This window comes from Bradyrhizobium sp. CER78, assembly GCF_029846235.1.
Lineage (GTDB): Bacteria > Pseudomonadota > Alphaproteobacteria > Rhizobiales > Xanthobacteraceae > Bradyrhizobium.
The window spans coordinates 282,570-296,579 of sequence record NZ_JARVWP010000008.1 but is presented as its reverse complement, the minus strand read 5'-3'; the positions used below and the strand labels follow the sequence as shown (position 1 = coordinate 296,579).

Annotated in this window: 14 protein-coding genes; 2 read left to right on the top strand and 12 right to left on the bottom strand. The window is 65.0% G+C overall.

Going from position 1 to position 14,010, the window contains the following annotated elements:
- Positions 1–20 precede the first annotated feature (20 nt).
- The 3 genes from QDT69_RS19855 to QDT69_RS19845 are packed head-to-tail and all read right to left on the bottom strand — an operon-like array spanning position 21 to position 1,318.
- Positions 21–569, bottom strand: a complete 549-nt coding sequence (locus tag QDT69_RS19855) for a gluconate 2-dehydrogenase subunit 3 family protein (protein WP_279708146.1) — start codon at positions 567–569, stop codon at positions 21–23.
- A gap of 32 nt (positions 570–601) precedes the next feature.
- Positions 602–997 carry a VOC family protein gene (locus tag QDT69_RS19850; protein WP_279708145.1) on the bottom strand — a complete coding sequence of 132 codons (396 nt, stop codon included), beginning with the start codon at positions 995–997 and terminating at the stop codon, positions 602–604.
- Positions 998–1,318, bottom strand: coding sequence for a c-type cytochrome (locus QDT69_RS19845; protein WP_279708144.1), 321 nt, complete (start codon positions 1,316–1,318; stop codon positions 998–1,000).
- A 402-nt stretch (positions 1,319–1,720) separates the two neighbouring features.
- On the opposite strand from QDT69_RS19845, the gene QDT69_RS19840 reads away from it, so the two are divergent.
- Positions 1,721–2,032: a hypothetical protein gene (locus QDT69_RS19840; RefSeq protein ID WP_279708143.1), complete on the top strand. Its 312-nt coding sequence runs from the start codon at positions 1,721–1,723 to the stop codon at positions 2,030–2,032.
- A 181-nt stretch (positions 2,033–2,213) separates the two neighbouring features.
- Here the strand turns inward: QDT69_RS19840 and arfB are convergent, their stop codons facing one another.
- From arfB to QDT69_RS19800, 8 genes are all read right to left on the bottom strand, one after another.
- Positions 2,214–2,633 (bottom strand): alternative ribosome rescue aminoacyl-tRNA hydrolase ArfB, encoded by a 420-nt coding sequence (gene arfB / locus QDT69_RS19835; protein ID WP_279708142.1) that lies wholly within the window; start codon positions 2,631–2,633, stop codon positions 2,214–2,216.
- Positions 2,634–2,965: 332 nt separating this feature from the next.
- Positions 2,966–4,300 (bottom strand): pitrilysin family protein, encoded by a 1,335-nt coding sequence (locus QDT69_RS19830; RefSeq protein WP_279708231.1) that lies wholly within the window; start codon positions 4,298–4,300, stop codon positions 2,966–2,968.
- A 26-nt stretch (positions 4,301–4,326) separates the two neighbouring features.
- The gene (locus QDT69_RS19825) at positions 4,327–5,715 is read right to left on the bottom strand and encodes a pitrilysin family protein (protein ID WP_279708141.1); all 1,389 of its coding nucleotides are present in this window, start codon (positions 5,713–5,715) and stop codon (positions 4,327–4,329) included.
- Positions 5,716–5,870: 155 nt separating this feature from the next.
- Positions 5,871–6,602 (bottom strand): hypothetical protein, encoded by a 732-nt coding sequence (locus QDT69_RS19820; RefSeq protein ID WP_279708140.1) that lies wholly within the window; start codon positions 6,600–6,602, stop codon positions 5,871–5,873.
- Between the two features lie 100 nt (positions 6,603–6,702).
- Positions 6,703–7,224 (bottom strand): signal peptidase II, encoded by a 522-nt coding sequence (lspA, locus tag QDT69_RS19815; protein ID WP_279708139.1) that lies wholly within the window; start codon positions 7,222–7,224, stop codon positions 6,703–6,705.
- Positions 7,197–10,211, bottom strand: a complete 3,015-nt coding sequence (gene ileS, locus QDT69_RS19810) for an isoleucine--tRNA ligase (protein ID WP_279708137.1) — start codon at positions 10,209–10,211, stop codon at positions 7,197–7,199. The genes lspA and ileS overlap by 28 nt, the downstream gene beginning before the upstream one ends.
- A gap of 447 nt (positions 10,212–10,658) precedes the next feature.
- Positions 10,659–11,195: a sugar O-acetyltransferase gene (locus QDT69_RS19805; RefSeq protein ID WP_279708230.1), complete on the bottom strand. Its 537-nt coding sequence runs from the start codon at positions 11,193–11,195 to the stop codon at positions 10,659–10,661.
- Positions 11,196–11,212: 17 nt separating this feature from the next.
- Positions 11,213–12,196 (bottom strand): bifunctional riboflavin kinase/FAD synthetase, encoded by a 984-nt coding sequence (locus QDT69_RS19800; protein WP_279708136.1) that lies wholly within the window; start codon positions 12,194–12,196, stop codon positions 11,213–11,215.
- Between the two features lie 214 nt (positions 12,197–12,410).
- Between QDT69_RS19800 and QDT69_RS19795 the strand changes: the two genes are divergently transcribed.
- Positions 12,411–12,806: a response regulator gene (locus tag QDT69_RS19795; RefSeq protein ID WP_016844467.1), complete on the top strand. Its 396-nt coding sequence runs from the start codon at positions 12,411–12,413 to the stop codon at positions 12,804–12,806.
- A gap of 335 nt (positions 12,807–13,141) precedes the next feature.
- Here the strand turns inward: QDT69_RS19795 and QDT69_RS19790 are convergent, their stop codons facing one another.
- A complete protein-coding gene (locus tag QDT69_RS19790) occupies positions 13,142–13,996 on the bottom strand; it encodes a TIGR01459 family HAD-type hydrolase (protein ID WP_279708135.1) in 855 nt (284 codons plus the stop codon).
- Between the last annotated feature and the right edge of the window lie 14 nt (positions 13,997–14,010).

The window sequence follows — 14,010 nt, the reverse complement described above, 5'->3', positions numbered from 1 at the left end:
TCCTCCTTGGCGTTGTCGGTTCAAACCTTCGGCAACCAATCGATGTCGGCGAAGCCGCGCTTGATGTAGCCGCCATGCTCGGCGGAGGAGCCCTCGTAGCCGAACCGCGGCCAGACCTCCTTGTTGTTGTAGAGCGAGGCGATCAGATCGCCGCGGATTTTCTGGAAGAATGCGCTGGTCTCGATCCGTTGCAGCAGCGCGACGCGATCGTTCTCCCAGGCGACCTCCGCATAGGGCATCTTGTGGCGGTCGTTTGCCTCCGCATCGAGCCGCGCGACGCCGTCATTGATCAGCGATTTGACCGCCGGGTCCTTGGCGGCCTTGTCGTCCCACGGCTTGACCGCGGTGATGTAATAGCTGTCGCCGAGGAAATCGTGCGGATAGATGTCGCGCGCCATCTTCAAGAGCGTCTTCATGGTCGCTGGCGTCAGCGTCGAGGCACCTTCAGCCCAGGCATCGGTGATGCCGAGCCCGGTCGATGTCGCGATCGCGACGGCGGGTGCGGTGGCGGCCGCGCCTTTGAGAAAGACACGCCGGTCATATTTGCTGCGTCGATCGATTTCTCTCATGGTTTCCTCCGTAGACATTTTTTGTAATTGGATTAGCCAAAGCGCCCGCCGCGCTGGATCACCTCGATCTTGTAGCCGTCGGGATCGGTGACGAAGAAGAAGCGAGCCAACGTCCGGCCGTCATGCTTGAAGTCGCGCAGCGGCCCGGGCGACAGCTTCTCCTTCTCGAAGCGCGCGTGCTCGGCATCGACGTCATCGACGACGACGGCGAGATGGCCGTAGCCATCGCCGAGCGCGTAGGGCTCCTTGCGATCGAAATTGACCGTGAGCTCGACCTCGAATGGCGAGGACGGATGGCGCAGATAGATCAGCGCGAAATCGGGAAAGCGCAGATTGTCCGCGATCTCGAGGCCGAACGCGCGATGATAGAAGTCGAGCGCCCTGGCCTCGTCGAACACGCGGATCATCGAATGCACGGGTTTCGCCATTCAGTTCAGCTCCTTCAGATAGGCGATGATCATGGCGCGGGTTTCCGGCTTGGCCTGTCGATAGGCCATCACGCTGCCGGGGATCACCTCTTGCGGATTGGTCAGCCAGGCATCGAGCCTGGCGTCGTCCCAGACGAAATCTGCCTTGGCTAGACCTGCGGAATATTTGAAGCCGTCAGCCTTGCCGGCATGGCGGCCGACGACCTTGTAGAGCGACGGTCCTTGCCGGACGGGATCTGTCGCGTTTGAGGTGTGGCAGGTCGCGCATTGCTGCTTGAACAGCGTCGCCCCGTCGGGCGGCTTGGCGGCGGGCAGGGGCATTTGCGCAGCCGCAATTTGCACTGCAAGCATTGCGCTGCAAAATCCCAGCGCCGACGTCCATCCTGCAGCCCACCCTGCGCGCAGCTTTGTCATATACATCACCGCCCTCTGTGCCGTGACTGTAGGAGGCTGAAATCCGCCGTTGGTAGTAGCGGGCTGTTTCACAGCAGAACAAAGCTGGGCAGCGGTTTGGCGCGGAACCGGTCGCTGCCGCATATGCGGACGACAAATCCGCAAAATGACCGCGAAATCCCTGCACGATCACCACACGACGCAGCTTGCATTGCGTGTGCGCCGTTTGCGGAAATTCAGTCTTGCGCGATGGGGTTTTAGGGTCGGCGCTGCAAACGGCGCACGACCTGCGTCGCTCCTTCCATCGTCAATCAAAGTCCAGGAGAAATGATGACGTTTGCAAAAACCAGCGTGCTCGCCCTTGCCATCTCGGCCGCGATGGCCGGCCCCGTCCTGGCACAGGGAGCGGCTACACCCAACACCCAGCTTCGCGGCGGCGCGCCGGGCGCAGGAACGATGCAGCAGGGCGGCGGCATGTCCGGCAGCGGCGATGAGGAAATGGCGGCGCAGCCGACGCCGAGCCAGAAGGGCGGCGCCACTGCCAAGTCAGGCAACAAGGGAACGGTCGGCAGCAGCAGCGGCCACGCGACGACGCCGAAGTCCGGCGGTTCCGAGATGGCGCCGGGAACCAAGAAGTACTAAGGCGCGATGAGATGTGCTGAGGCGCTAGTCTAGCGCGCTTCGGCTTCTTGTTTGACGATGATCTCCGCGCAAACGCATTTCCCGCGTTTGTCTGCTCAAGTGCCGCGATGATCGATCCCGGATGCAGCGCCGCGCGTGCGCTGTGTCCGGCGTTCGCTGGAGCGCTTCGCTCGAAGACGCTCTAGTCGTCGAAGCGGCGCGTGCCGCGGCCGGCCTTGATGTCGCTGCGGCGCTTCTTGCCTTCGAGCCGGCGTTGCTTGGAGCCGAGCGTCGGCTTGGTCGGCCGCCGCGGTGTCGGCCGCACCATCGCTTCCCTGAGCATATCGAGCAGCCGCTCGATTGCGTCTGCGCGATTGCGCTCCTGGGTGCGGAAGCGGAACGCCTGGATCACGATCACGCCGTCCTTGGTCATGCGGCTTCCGGCGAGCCGCGCCAGCCGCTGCGCCGCGTCCGGCGGCAGTGCAATCTTCGTCGTGTCGAAGCGGAGCTGGGCTGCGGTCGAGACCTTGTTGACGTTCTGCCCGCCCGGACCGGAGGCGCGGACAAAGACGATCTCAATGTCGTTCTCGTCGATCGTAAGGTCGCGGGACACCCGCAGCATGACATCACCCGTGGAGGGAAGAATCGGCGGCCGCAGGATAGCGGGTTTGTGTTGCGTGTGCTCGGGGTGCGTGGATGCAGCGCTTGTGATGTCTACGGTCTGAGCTCGCGGCTCACCCCTCTCCCCAACCCTCCCCCGCAAGGGGGGAGGGAGCCCTACTGCTTGCGCGTCCCTGACAATCGAAACGTCAGCGTTCGACGCGATCTGCGCGATCTAGGTGAGGATACATGTGAGGTGAGCACGCCCATCAGGCTCCCTCCCCCCTTGCGGGGGAGGGTGGGGAGAGGGGGGCCACGACGGTGGTGTATGAAGTAGGGGCGCGCTGAAGCGCCTCAGTTCGCCTTCGGCGGCGCCGACACCGGCTGCGCGGCGGCTTGCGGGGCGCGGCCGACGATCACGGTGAGCAAGCCATTGCCCCACAGCCGGTTGGAGACCCGCTTGACGTCGTCGAGCGTCACCGCATCGACGATGGCGCTGCGCTTCTCGATGTAATCGATCGGCAGCTTGTCGAGCTGGTATTGCAGCATCGCCTGCGCGAGCTTGGAGGAGGTGTCGAGCGCCAGCATCTGCGAGCCCTTCAGATAGGACTTCGCCTCGTCGAGTTCCTGCTGCGTCGGACCCTGCTCGGCGATGCGGCGGACCTCCGCCTCGATCGCATCGATGGTCTCGCCGGCACGGTCGGCGCGGGTGCCGGTGTTGCCGATGAACAGCGCGGAGTGATCCATCCAGAGCAGCGCCTCATAGATCGAGTAAGCCAGCCCGCGCTTCTCGCGCACTTCCTTGTAGAGCCGCGACGACAGCCCGCCGCCGCCGAGAATGTGGTTCACCACATAGGCGGCCATGAAATCAGGGTCGTGCCTGTTGATGCCGGGGCCGCCGAAGGTGACGATGGTCTGCGGCACGTCGAGCGGGACAAAGGCGCGCTGCGGCGGCTTGGTCGCCACGACGTCGGGAACCGGCGTCAATTCGGCCTTGGCGGGCAGGTCGCCAAAGGTCTTGTCGAGCAGCTTGCCGAGCGTGTCGGCGTCGACGTCGCCGACAACGGCGATCCGCAGCGTATCCTTGGCGATGATGCGGCGGACATAGTCCTTCAGATCGGAGATCTCGATGGTGGGCACGCTCTCGAGCGTGCCGGTCGCCGGCCTGCCATAGGGATGATCGCCGAAAGCGAGCTCGAGGAACTTGCGGCCGGACAGCGAGGACGGATTGGTCGATTCGCGGCGCAGGTTCGAGATCACCTGGGCGCGGATGCGTTCGACGTCCTTCGGCTCGAACCGCGGCGAGCTCAGCGCCATCCGCAACAGGTCGTAGGCTTCGTCCTTGTTGTCCTTGAGCATGCGCAGCGAACCGCGGAACTGATCGCGGTTGGACTGGAAGCTGAGCTCGATGGCGCGGCGCTCGAGCCGTTCGTGATAGGTCTTGGAATCGAGATCGCCGGAGCCCTCGTCGAGCAGGTCGGCGACCAGATTGCCGACGCCGGACTTGCCGGGCGGATCCTGGCTGGCGCCGCCGCCGAAGGAATATTCCATCGCGATCAGCGGCACGGTCGCGTCCTGCACGAACCAGGCCTCGATGCCGCCGGGCGATACCAGCCGCTGGATCTTGGCCGCGGCCTGCGAGGGCACCGACGTCAGCGTCAGCAGCGCGGCGCAGGCGCCGCCGATCAGCGCCGCGCGGCGGGTGAGGGAATAGGTCACGAGCGCTTCTCCTCGCGTTTCGGCGCAGTATCCTTGATCAGATAGCCGGTCACCGACCGCTTCTTGTCGAGCCAGGTGGCTGCTGCTGCGCGCACCTGCTCGGCGGTGACGGCGCTAATCCGTTCCGGCCAGCTTCTTATGTCGTCGATGCTGAGCCCGGTGGTCAGCGCGCCGCCGTACCAGCGTGCCAGCGTCGCCTGGTTGTCCTGGGCGTAGATCGCCTCGGCGATGAGCTGGGTCTTGACCCGTTCGAGATCCTCGGCGCGCGCGGGGTTCTGCGCGAGGTCGGCGATCACCTTGTCGATCGCGTCCTCGATCTGGGCGAACTCGACGCCCGGCTTCGGCGTCACCGCGATCGAGAATTGCGACGGATCGAGCGCGGTGCCCTGATAGCCGGCGCCGGTCGAGATCGCGAGGCCCTTGTCGATCACCAGCGAGCGATAGAGGTAGGAGTTGGCGCCGCCGCCCATCAATTGCGCCAGCACGTCGAGCGCCTGGCTCTCGCCGGCCGCCCCTGTCGTTGCCGACGGCACCAGATAGTAGCGGCGCAGGTTCGGCTGCTCGACGCGCGGATCGGACAGCGTCACGGTGCGCGGGGCGGCCGGTGTCGGCTCCTGCGGTCGGACGCGCTTCTCGGCGATTGCCTTCTGCGCCGGGATCGGGCCGAAATTCTTCTCGACCAGCGGGCGGATATCCTTGACGTCGACATCGCCTGCGATGACCAGGATCGCGTTGTTCGGCGCGTAGAAGCGGCGGTAGAAGGCGAGCGCATCCTCGCGGTCGAGCTTCTCGATTTCCTGGTGCCAACCGATCACCGGCCGGCCGTAGGGATGGTTGAGATAGAGCGCGGCCATGATCTGCTCGGTGAGCCGGGCATCCGGGTTGTTGGCAACCCGCATGTTGAACTCCTCGAGCACGACGTCGCGCTCGGGCAGCACGTTCTCGTCCTTCAGGATCAGGCCGGTCATGCGGTCGGCCTCGAACTCCATCATGGTGGGCAGCTGCTCGCGCGGTACGCGCTGGAAGTAGCCGGTGTAGTCGTTGGAGGTGAAGGCGTTCTCGTTGCCGCCGACGCGCAGCACGGTCTGCGAGAACTCGCCGGCCGGGTGCTTGGCGGTGCCCTTGAACATCAGATGCTCGAGGAAATGTGCGAGGCCCGACTTGCCGGGCGTCTCGTCGGCGGAGCCGACCTTGTACCAGATCATCTGCGTCACGACCGGCGTGCGGTGATCGGGGATCACCACGACCTGCAGGCCGTTGTCGAGCGTGAAGCTGGCAGGGCGTTCCGAGGTGACGGTGGTCTGGGCGCGGAGGCCGGTCGCCGACAGCGGGATCGTTGAAACAAATGCGGCGGCGAACAGGGCAATCGATCGGCGAGAGCGCATCACGGTCCTTATGAAAGCCCGGACATGCGGCCGGGGCGCGAAAGCAAGCCATCGTACACGGTCGTTCCCGTGCCCGTCGTCACGAAGCGGAGAGACGGACGTCCACCCGCATTAAGCTTTGCCCATGTCAGCCTTCGTTCGCCGAGGCCAAGCGATCACTGCACCGGTTTTCCGGTCATGACGTCGTACTGGCCTTCCTTCGCCACCGGCTGCATCGGGCCGGTGCCATAGGCAAAGCCCGAAGACGGCGTCTGGTAGCCCGGAGGCGGCTCGGTCAGCGATTCGCGCGTCGGCTCGCCCTTGAACGGCTTGGACTCGCTGCTGTTGCCCTTGAACATGCCGAGCAGACCGCCGGTGTAACCAAGCTGGCTCGGCATCAGCGACGGATTGGTGTTCGTGCCGGGCTCGAGCGGCTCCTTGCGGCCTTCGGTGGCGGTCTGCTGCTTGCGGCCGGCCTCGATCTCGGCCGGCGTGAGCGCCACCGCCGACTGCCACGGCTCCTTCTTGACCTCTTTCTTGCGCGCCGCGATGGCGGCCTTGCGGGCGGCGATATCAGGGTCCTTCGGCCAGTTCGGCGCGTTGACCTGCGTGGTCGAGGCGGGCGGCGGCAGGTCGAGCTTCGGCGGCACCACCAGCGGCGAGCGCTCGCGGTAGTCGATGCCCTTGCTGGCGGCGCTCTTGGCGCCGAGCCCGGTCATTAGATTGTCGATGATCCGCTCTTCGAAGGTCAGGCCGTCATCGCCGTCATCTTCATCGTCGCCGGCGCGCACCGGGCCAGCGGTCATCACGAGGCCGATCCCGGCCACAACGAACGCCAGACGCAGGCCGCGCAGCAGCGACAGCTGGGAGGTCTCCATCAGATTTCCGCGGGCTTTGGTGTTGCGCATCGCGCTATTCCCATCTCAAAATTCGCCAGAGCGATCACTGGCTTACCGCTCAGTTCCGCTGGGTGCAGGTCGACCGCCGATCGGCTCGTATCGGCCGGGATCAGGGCGCTTTTACGGCGGGGGTCCCCACGACGGAATCATACAATAGGGCCGCCACGCCAGCAACGATCGCCACGTCGGCGAGGTTGAAGATATACCAATTATAGGTTTTTCCGACGATCTCGACGTGAAACAGGGCGAAATCGACCACGGCGCCATAGGCGAAGCGGTCGATCCCGTTCCCGATGGCGCCGCCGATGATCAGGCCGAGCGACAGCGTCGCAAGCCAGGTCCGCGACCGCGCCATCCAGATCGCCAGCGCGATCACGGCGGCGGCCTTGATCACCATCAGCAGGATCTGGGCGGCCGGGGTCTCGCTCTGGAACCAGCCGAAACTGATGCCGGGATTCCAGGCCAGCACCAGGTCGAAGAACGGCGTCACCGTCACCGGGGCGTGGTGCGCGATGTCGAGGACATGGAGCAGCCAGAGCTTGGAGGCCTGGTCGGCGATCAGGGTGATGATCGCCGCCAGCACGCCGGCGCGAACGGGCGAATTCAAGCCGTGACCCCCAGCGCCTTCCATTCGCGCAGCGCCTGCGCATCGCGCGGCGAGACGTCGGGATACTCAGGATCCTCGCCGACCGTCGGAAGGATCTTCCACGAACGGGCGCATTTGGTGCCGACCGCCTTCTCGACCACCACGGCAACGCCGGGCACGGCATCGAGGCGGAAGGCGTTCGCCGGCGCCTCGCCCTCGCGCACCTCGTAGTTCGAGGTGATGCAGACTTCGGCGAGATCGATGTCGAACAGCGTGGCCAGCATCTCGCGGTCGGCGATGTAGATCACCGGCGATGCCTCGAGCGAGGAGCCGATCCGCTTGGCGGCGCGTTCGAGCTCGAGCGCACCGGTGACGACGCGGCGGACGTTGCGGATCGTGTCCCACTTCGCGGCGAGGGCATCGTTGCGGAACTGCTCGAGGCCCTCGGGGAACAGCGTGAGGTGCACCGAAGGCTCGGCGTTCGGCCGGTACATCCGCCAGGCTTCGTCTGTGGTGAAGCTCAGGATCGGCGCCAGCCATTTCAGGATCGCGTCGCACAGCAGGTCGATTGTCGTCAGCGCCGCCTTGCGCGCCAGCGAGGACGGCGGATCGCAATACAGCGTGTCCTTGCGGATATCGAAGTAGAACGCCGACAGCTCGGAGTTCATGAAGGCGGCGAGCGTTGCGACCACAGTCTTGTAGTCGAACGCGGCATAGGCCTTGCGGATGGTCTCGGTATGGCCGGCCAGCTCGTGCAGCATCAGCCGCTCGAGCTCGGGCATCTCGGCGAAGGCGACCTTCTCAGCTTGCTTGAAGTGATGCAGTGTGCCGAGCATCCAGCGGATCGAGTTGCGCAGCTTGCGATAGGTCTCGATGGTGTTCTTCAGGATCTCCGGACCGATGCGCTGGTCGTCGGCATAGTCGGTGGCGCAGACCCACAGGCGCAGGATATCCGCGCCGGAATCCTTGATCACCTTCTGCGGCTCGACCGTGTTGCCGAGCGACTTCGACATCTTGCGGCCGTTCTCGTCGAGCGTGAAGCCGTGGGTCAGCACGATGTCGTAAGGCGCGCGGCCGCGCGTGCCGGCGCTTTCCAGCAGCGAGGAGTGGAACCAGCCGCGATGCTGGTCCGAGCCTTCGAGATACATCACGGTGTCGTTGCCGCCGTCGACCTTGCGGACGATGTTGCCGAGCTGCGGGAAGTTCTGGCGGTCCTCCAACACGAAGGCGTGGGTGGAGCCGGAATCGAACCAGACGTCGCAGATGTCGTCGACCTTCTTCCAGTTCTCGGACGCGCGGCTCCCGAGGAAGCGCTCGCGGGCGCCGTCCATGTACCAGGCGTCGGCGCCTTCCTCCATGAACGCCTCGGTGATGCGCTGGTTGACCACCTCGTCCTGCAGGATCTCGGCCGAGCCGTCGGCGTTCTCGCGCACGAACACGGCGATCGGCACGCCCCAGGCGCGCTGCCGCGAGATCACCCAGTCTGGACGGTTGGCGATCATACCGTTGATGCGGTTCTCGCCGGCCGGCGGCACCCATTGCGTGACCGAGATCGCGTGCAGCGCGCGGGCGCGCAGCGTGTCGCCCTTCTTGGCATGGCCGTTCATCGCGATGGGCTTGTCCATCGCGATGAACCATTGCGGGGTGTTGCGGAAGATCACCGGCTTCTTGGAGCGCCAGGAATGCGGATATTGGTGCTTGAGGCGGCCGCGCGCCAGCAGCTTGCCGGACTCGATCAGCGCCTTGATCACGGCCTCGTTGGCATCGCCCTTCTCTCCCTTGTCGTTGAGCACGCGTTTTCCCGTGAAGCCCGGCGCCTGCGCGGTGTAGGCGCCGTTCTCGTCGACGGTGTAGGGGATCGCGGTCGGGATGCCGCGCGCATCGAGCTCGCGGGTGTTGGCCGTCCAGACGTCGAAGTCCTCGCGGCCGTGGCTCGGTGCGGTGTGCACGAAGCCCGTGCCGGTGTCGTCGGTGACATGCTCGCCCGATAGCAGCGGCACGATGAATTCGTAGCCGCCGCCAAAGCCCTTCAACGGATGCGCGCATTCCACGGCGTCGAGCGTGTCGCCGGGGATATCGCGGACCTTCTCATAGGAGGTGACGCGCGCCTGCTTGAACACCTCGGCGGCGAGCGCATCGGCCAGGATCAGCAGATCGCCGGTCTTCGCCCAATTGTCCGCGGGCGCATCCGTCACCTTGTAGAGGCCGTAGGCGATCTTCGGCGAGAACGAGATCGCACGGTTGCCGGGCAGCGTCCACGGCGTGGTCGTCCAGATCACGACCGAGGCATTGGCGAGCGCGCCATGCGCCGGCGAGGTGACCGGGAATTTCACCCACACCATGTCGGAGGTGTAGTCCTCGTATTCGACCTCGGCTTCGGCCAGCGCGGTCTTCTCGACCACGCTCCACATCACCGGCTTGGAGCCGCGATACAGCGTGCCGTTGGCGGCGAACTTCATCAGCTCGCGGGCAATCTGCGCCTCGGCCGGATAGCTCATCGTCTGGTAGGGATGATCCCAGTCGCCGATGATGCCGAGCCGCTTGAACTCCTCGCGCTGCACGTTGATCCAGTGCGTCGCATAGGCGCGGCATTCCCGGCGGAACGCGACCATCGCGGCAGAGTCGCGGAAGTCGGGCTTCGGCTTGCCCTTGGAGCGGTAGTTCTCCTCCTCGATCTTCCATTCGATCGGCAGGCCGTGGCAGTCCCAGCCCGGCACGTAGTTGGAGTCGAAGCCGAGCATCTGCTGGCTCTTGGTCACGACGTCCTTGAGGATCTTGTTCAGCGCGTGCCCGATATGGATGTTGCCGTTGGCGTAGGGCGGGCCGTCATGGAGCACGAATTTGGCGCGGCCCTCGGCTTCCTGGCGCAGCTTGGTGTAGAGGCCGATCTCGTTCCAGTATTTCAGGATTTCCGGCTCGCGCTGGGGCAGGCCGGCGCGCATCGGGAATTCCGTCTGTGGCAGGTAAAGGGTCTTGGAATAGTCCCTGGTGTCAGTCTTTTTGGCGTCGGTCTTTTGCGGCTTGTCGGACATGAAAGCTCTGATTTGGCAGGTGCGGGCGCGGATACGCGATCAATCGCGGGTGAAAACGGCGAAAGTCCCGGTCTTGCGCCGAGCCTTCAGGCTCAGGCGGAAGCCGGGCCGCTAATCCGTATGATGCGCCGCGAAAACATGGGGTTTCCATAGCAGCCAAGCGGGCAAATCGCAAAGCCCCCGGTGGCCGGCGGACCGTTCCGGGGGACCGCCCCTGGAGCGAGATAGGTTGAGCTGGAGCGGCGGCGGAGGTGCCACCTCTCCCTCGGGAGAGGTCGATTTGCGCAGCAAATCGGGTGAGGGGTTGCGGTCTATCGAGGGAACGAGAGCCCTCACCCGGCGCGGAGCCTGTGCTCGGACGGCGCAAAGCGCCGATCCGGGTGCGCCGACCTCTCCCCGCCGGGGAGAGGTGGACCGAACCCGCGGTCAAACTGATCTAACCTAACCTCATCCTGCGCCAGGCAGCCGCCGCCGGGCCGGATTTCCGGCCACGATGGTGCCGGCTGCGACGTCCCGCGTCACCACGCTGCCGGCGCCGACCAGGGCGCCGTCGCCGATCGTGACGCCGGGCAGGATGATGGCGCCGCCGCCGATCCAGACGTCGCTGCCGATCCGGATCGGGCGACCGAATTCCAGCCCGGCGCGCCGGGTTTCGGCATCGCGCGGGTGGTCGGCGGTATAGATCTGCACCGCGGGCCCGATCTGGGTGCGATCGCCGATCACGACCGTGACCACGTCGAGGATGACGCAGTTGAAGTTGAGGAACACGCCGTCGCCGAGGCTGATATTGCTGCCGTAGTCGCAGAAGAACGGCGGGCGGATCACGGCGCCCTTGCCGACCTTTCGGAAGCGCTCGGCGAGCAGCGCGTGCAACTCGCCCGCGGAGGACGCGCCCGATCTGTTGTAGCGCGCCATCCAACGTTCCGCCGCGGTATGGTCGGCGGCAAGCTCCGCATCCGGGCGATAGAGCTCGCCCGCCAGCATTTTCTCTTTTTCTGTCTTCAACCAATCGCTCCGAGCTGCGGGAACGCGTCCGGCGCGGCGGCGAGTTGCGCGCGCGCCTTGGCGCTGTCGTCATCCATCTGGCGTATCAACGCCTCGATGGTGTCGAATTTCAGCTCTTCGCGAATGAAACCGATGAATGCGACATCGAGGACCGTGTCGTACAGATCGCCCTTGAAGTCGAACAGGAACACTTCGAGCAGCGGCGCGCCGTTGTCGAAGGTCGGCCGGCGCCCGAAGCTTGCGACGCCGTCGAACCGCACCGTGTCGTTGCCCTGTGCCTTGCCGACCCGCACCGCATAGATGCCGTGCTTCAGGCCGCAATGCTTGTCGAGGCGGATATTGGCGGTGGGGTAGCCGAGGTCGCGGCCGCGCTTCTCGCCGTGGATCACCTTGCCGGTGACGAACCACGGCCCGCCCAGCATCGTGGTGGCATCGGTGACCTCGCCCTCGGCGAGCGCCATGCGGATCGCGCTGGAGGAGACCGGCCGCTCCTCGATGTCGACATGCGCCTGCACATCGACCTCGATGCCGAGCCGCGGCGCTTCGCTGACGAGCAGGCTCGGCGAGCCGACCCGGCCCTTGCCGAAATGGAAGTCGTAGCCGACCGCGATGCCGCTGATGCCGAGCCGGCGGATCAGGTCATGGTGAATGAAATCCTGCGCCGTGGTCCCGGCACGCGCCTTGTCGAACGTCATGACGACGGCACCGGCGAGGCCGGTCGCCGCGAGCAGCCGCAGCTTGTTGGTCTCGTCCGTGAGGCGGAATTGCGGGGTGTTCGGGCTGAAGAATTTGCGCGGATGCGGCTCGAAGGTCACGGCGAGCGCGGGCACGCCGTGCGCTTTGCCCATCGCCAGCGCCGCACCGATCACGGCGCGGTGACCAAGATGGACGCCGTCGAAATTTCCCATCGCGACCACGGCGCCCTTCGGGATGGCGCTTTCGGGGGTGTTGTCGCGGATAACGGTAAAGCCGGTGCTCATGTCAGGTATTCTTCAAGGATTCTTAAGCATGATTGTTGCGGGCCGGACCGTGACGCGGCGGCGGCGTGGAAGTCAAGCTTGCCGAAAATCGCGTCAAATCCGTAACAATCCGGATTCAGCCGGTTAACGCGCTGTTTAACGCCTGCTGTTACTCGTTGCCGGAAAGCTGCGTTCGTGCAGAAGCCAAGTTGCGTCAGGCGTTTTGGGGGAAAAGATGGCGGTTGATTTGTCCATGCCGGTTCTGGTGGTTGATGATTACAGCACCATGATCCGCATCATCCGGAATCTTCTCAAGCAGCTTGGATTCGAAAATATCGACGATGCCTCCGACGGCTCCGCGGCGCTCAACAAGATGCGCGGCAAGAAGTACGGCCTGGTGATTTCCGACTGGAATATGGAGCCGATGACCGGCTACGACCTGCTCAAGGAAGTCCGCGCCGATCCTAATCTCGCGACCACGCCCTTCATCATGATCACGGCGGAATCCAAGACCGAGAACGTGATCGCGGCCAAGAAGGCCGGCGTGAACAACTATATCGTCAAGCCGTTCAACGCGGCGACGCTGAAGACCAAGATCGAGGCGGTCTTCCCGGACATGGCGACGGCGTAAGCGCCGTTCATCGCATCACAACTCGTCCTCATCTCATAGCGCGTCAGCGAATGGTCAGCGCCGTATCACCGTCACCCTGAGGAGCCGCGAAGCGGCGTCTCGAAGGGTCGACGGCCCGGCTGGGGGCCGTGCATCCTTCGAGACGCGCGCAAGAGCGCGCTCCTCAGGATGACGGGACTGAAGCATGATGCGAGTGCACGATTTCGGAATATTAGAAGAATATCCCTGAGTTGCCCGACGTGTCAAGCTGGCTCGTTGGACGAAGGCCAGCCACGGGCTCCTTTGCATGGGGTTGTTTTCGATATTTTGGCAGCGCCCCCCTGTGGAGTTGGCCGCTACCACTTCAGCTCGCGCATCAGCGCGCGGGGCGGGTGGCCGAACAGTTCCTTGATCGAGGTCGCATCGAGCTGCTCGATGCCCTCGAACTGCTCGGAATGAATGCCGCGGGTGACAAACAGGAGATCAATGCCGAAGCCAAGGGCGCCGGCGAGATCGGTGCGCACGGAATCGCCGATCGCGAGCACGCGGCCGAGTTCGGTCGGATGTCCGCGGCGCTCGGTGGCCAGCGCCATGGCGCGCTCGTAGATCGGCCGGTGCGGCTTGCCGTAGAAGATCACCTCGCCGCCGAGCTCGCGATAGAGTTCGGCGACCGCGCCGGCGCAATAGATCAGCCGGTCGCCGCGCTCGACCACGATATCAGGATTGGCGCAGACGAGCGTGAGCTTGCGTTCGAGCGCCTTGAGCAGGGTGTCGCGATAGTCCTCGGCGGATTCGGTCTCGTCGTCGAACAGGCCGGTGCAGATGATGTAGTCCGCCTGCTCCAGCGGCACCATGGTGGCGTCGAGGCCGCGATGGATCGAGCTGTCGCGCTCGGGGCCGATCCAGAAGATCTTCTGGCCGGGATGGTCGGCCACGAAGTGCCGCGTCAGGTCGCCGGAGGAGACGATCGCGTCATAGGTCTCGTCCGCAACGCCGAGCTTGCGCAGCTGGCGCTGCACGGAATCGGCCGGCCGCGGCGCGTTGGTGATCAGGATGACGGTGCCGCCGCGCTGGCGGAAATTGTGCAGGGCCTCGCAGGCCTCGGGAAAGGACTCGAGCCCGTTGTGCACGACGCCCCAGATGTCCGACAGCACGACGTCGACATCGCCGACAAGGTCGCGCAATTGCTCCACGAAGCGCAATGACGTCATGATGCAGGCCGTTG

Coding starts and splice junctions, on each gene's coding strand:
- QDT69_RS19855 (WP_279708146.1), bottom strand. CDS start 569: ATGAGAGAAATCGATCGACGCAGCAAATATGACCGGCGTGTCTTTCTC.
- QDT69_RS19850 (WP_279708145.1), bottom strand. CDS start 997: ATGGCGAAACCCGTGCATTCGATGATCCGCGTGTTCGACGAGGCCAGG.
- QDT69_RS19845 (WP_279708144.1), bottom strand. CDS start 1,318: ATGCCCCTGCCCGCCGCCAAGCCGCCCGACGGGGCGACGCTGTTCAAG.
- QDT69_RS19840 (WP_279708143.1), top strand. CDS start 1,721: ATGACGTTTGCAAAAACCAGCGTGCTCGCCCTTGCCATCTCGGCCGCG.
- arfB (WP_279708142.1), bottom strand. CDS start 2,633: ATGCTGCGGGTGTCCCGCGACCTTACGATCGACGAGAACGACATTGAG.
- QDT69_RS19825 (WP_279708141.1), bottom strand. CDS start 5,715: ATGCGCTCTCGCCGATCGATTGCCCTGTTCGCCGCCGCATTTGTTTCA.
- QDT69_RS19820 (WP_279708140.1), bottom strand. CDS start 6,602: ATGCGCAACACCAAAGCCCGCGGAAATCTGATGGAGACCTCCCAGCTG.
- lspA (WP_279708139.1), bottom strand. CDS start 7,224: ATGGAAGGCGCTGGGGGTCACGGCTTGAATTCGCCCGTTCGCGCCGGC.
- ileS (WP_279708137.1), bottom strand. CDS start 10,211: ATGTCCGACAAGCCGCAAAAGACCGACGCCAAAAAGACTGACACCAGG.
- QDT69_RS19805 (WP_279708230.1), bottom strand. CDS start 11,195: ATGCTGGCGGGCGAGCTCTATCGCCCGGATGCGGAGCTTGCCGCCGAC.
- QDT69_RS19800 (WP_279708136.1), bottom strand. CDS start 12,196: ATGAGCACCGGCTTTACCGTTATCCGCGACAACACCCCCGAAAGCGCC.
- QDT69_RS19795 (WP_016844467.1), top strand. CDS start 12,411: ATGGCGGTTGATTTGTCCATGCCGGTTCTGGTGGTTGATGATTACAGC.
- QDT69_RS19790 (WP_279708135.1), bottom strand. CDS start 13,996: ATGACGTCATTGCGCTTCGTGGAGCAATTGCGCGACCTTGTCGGCGAT.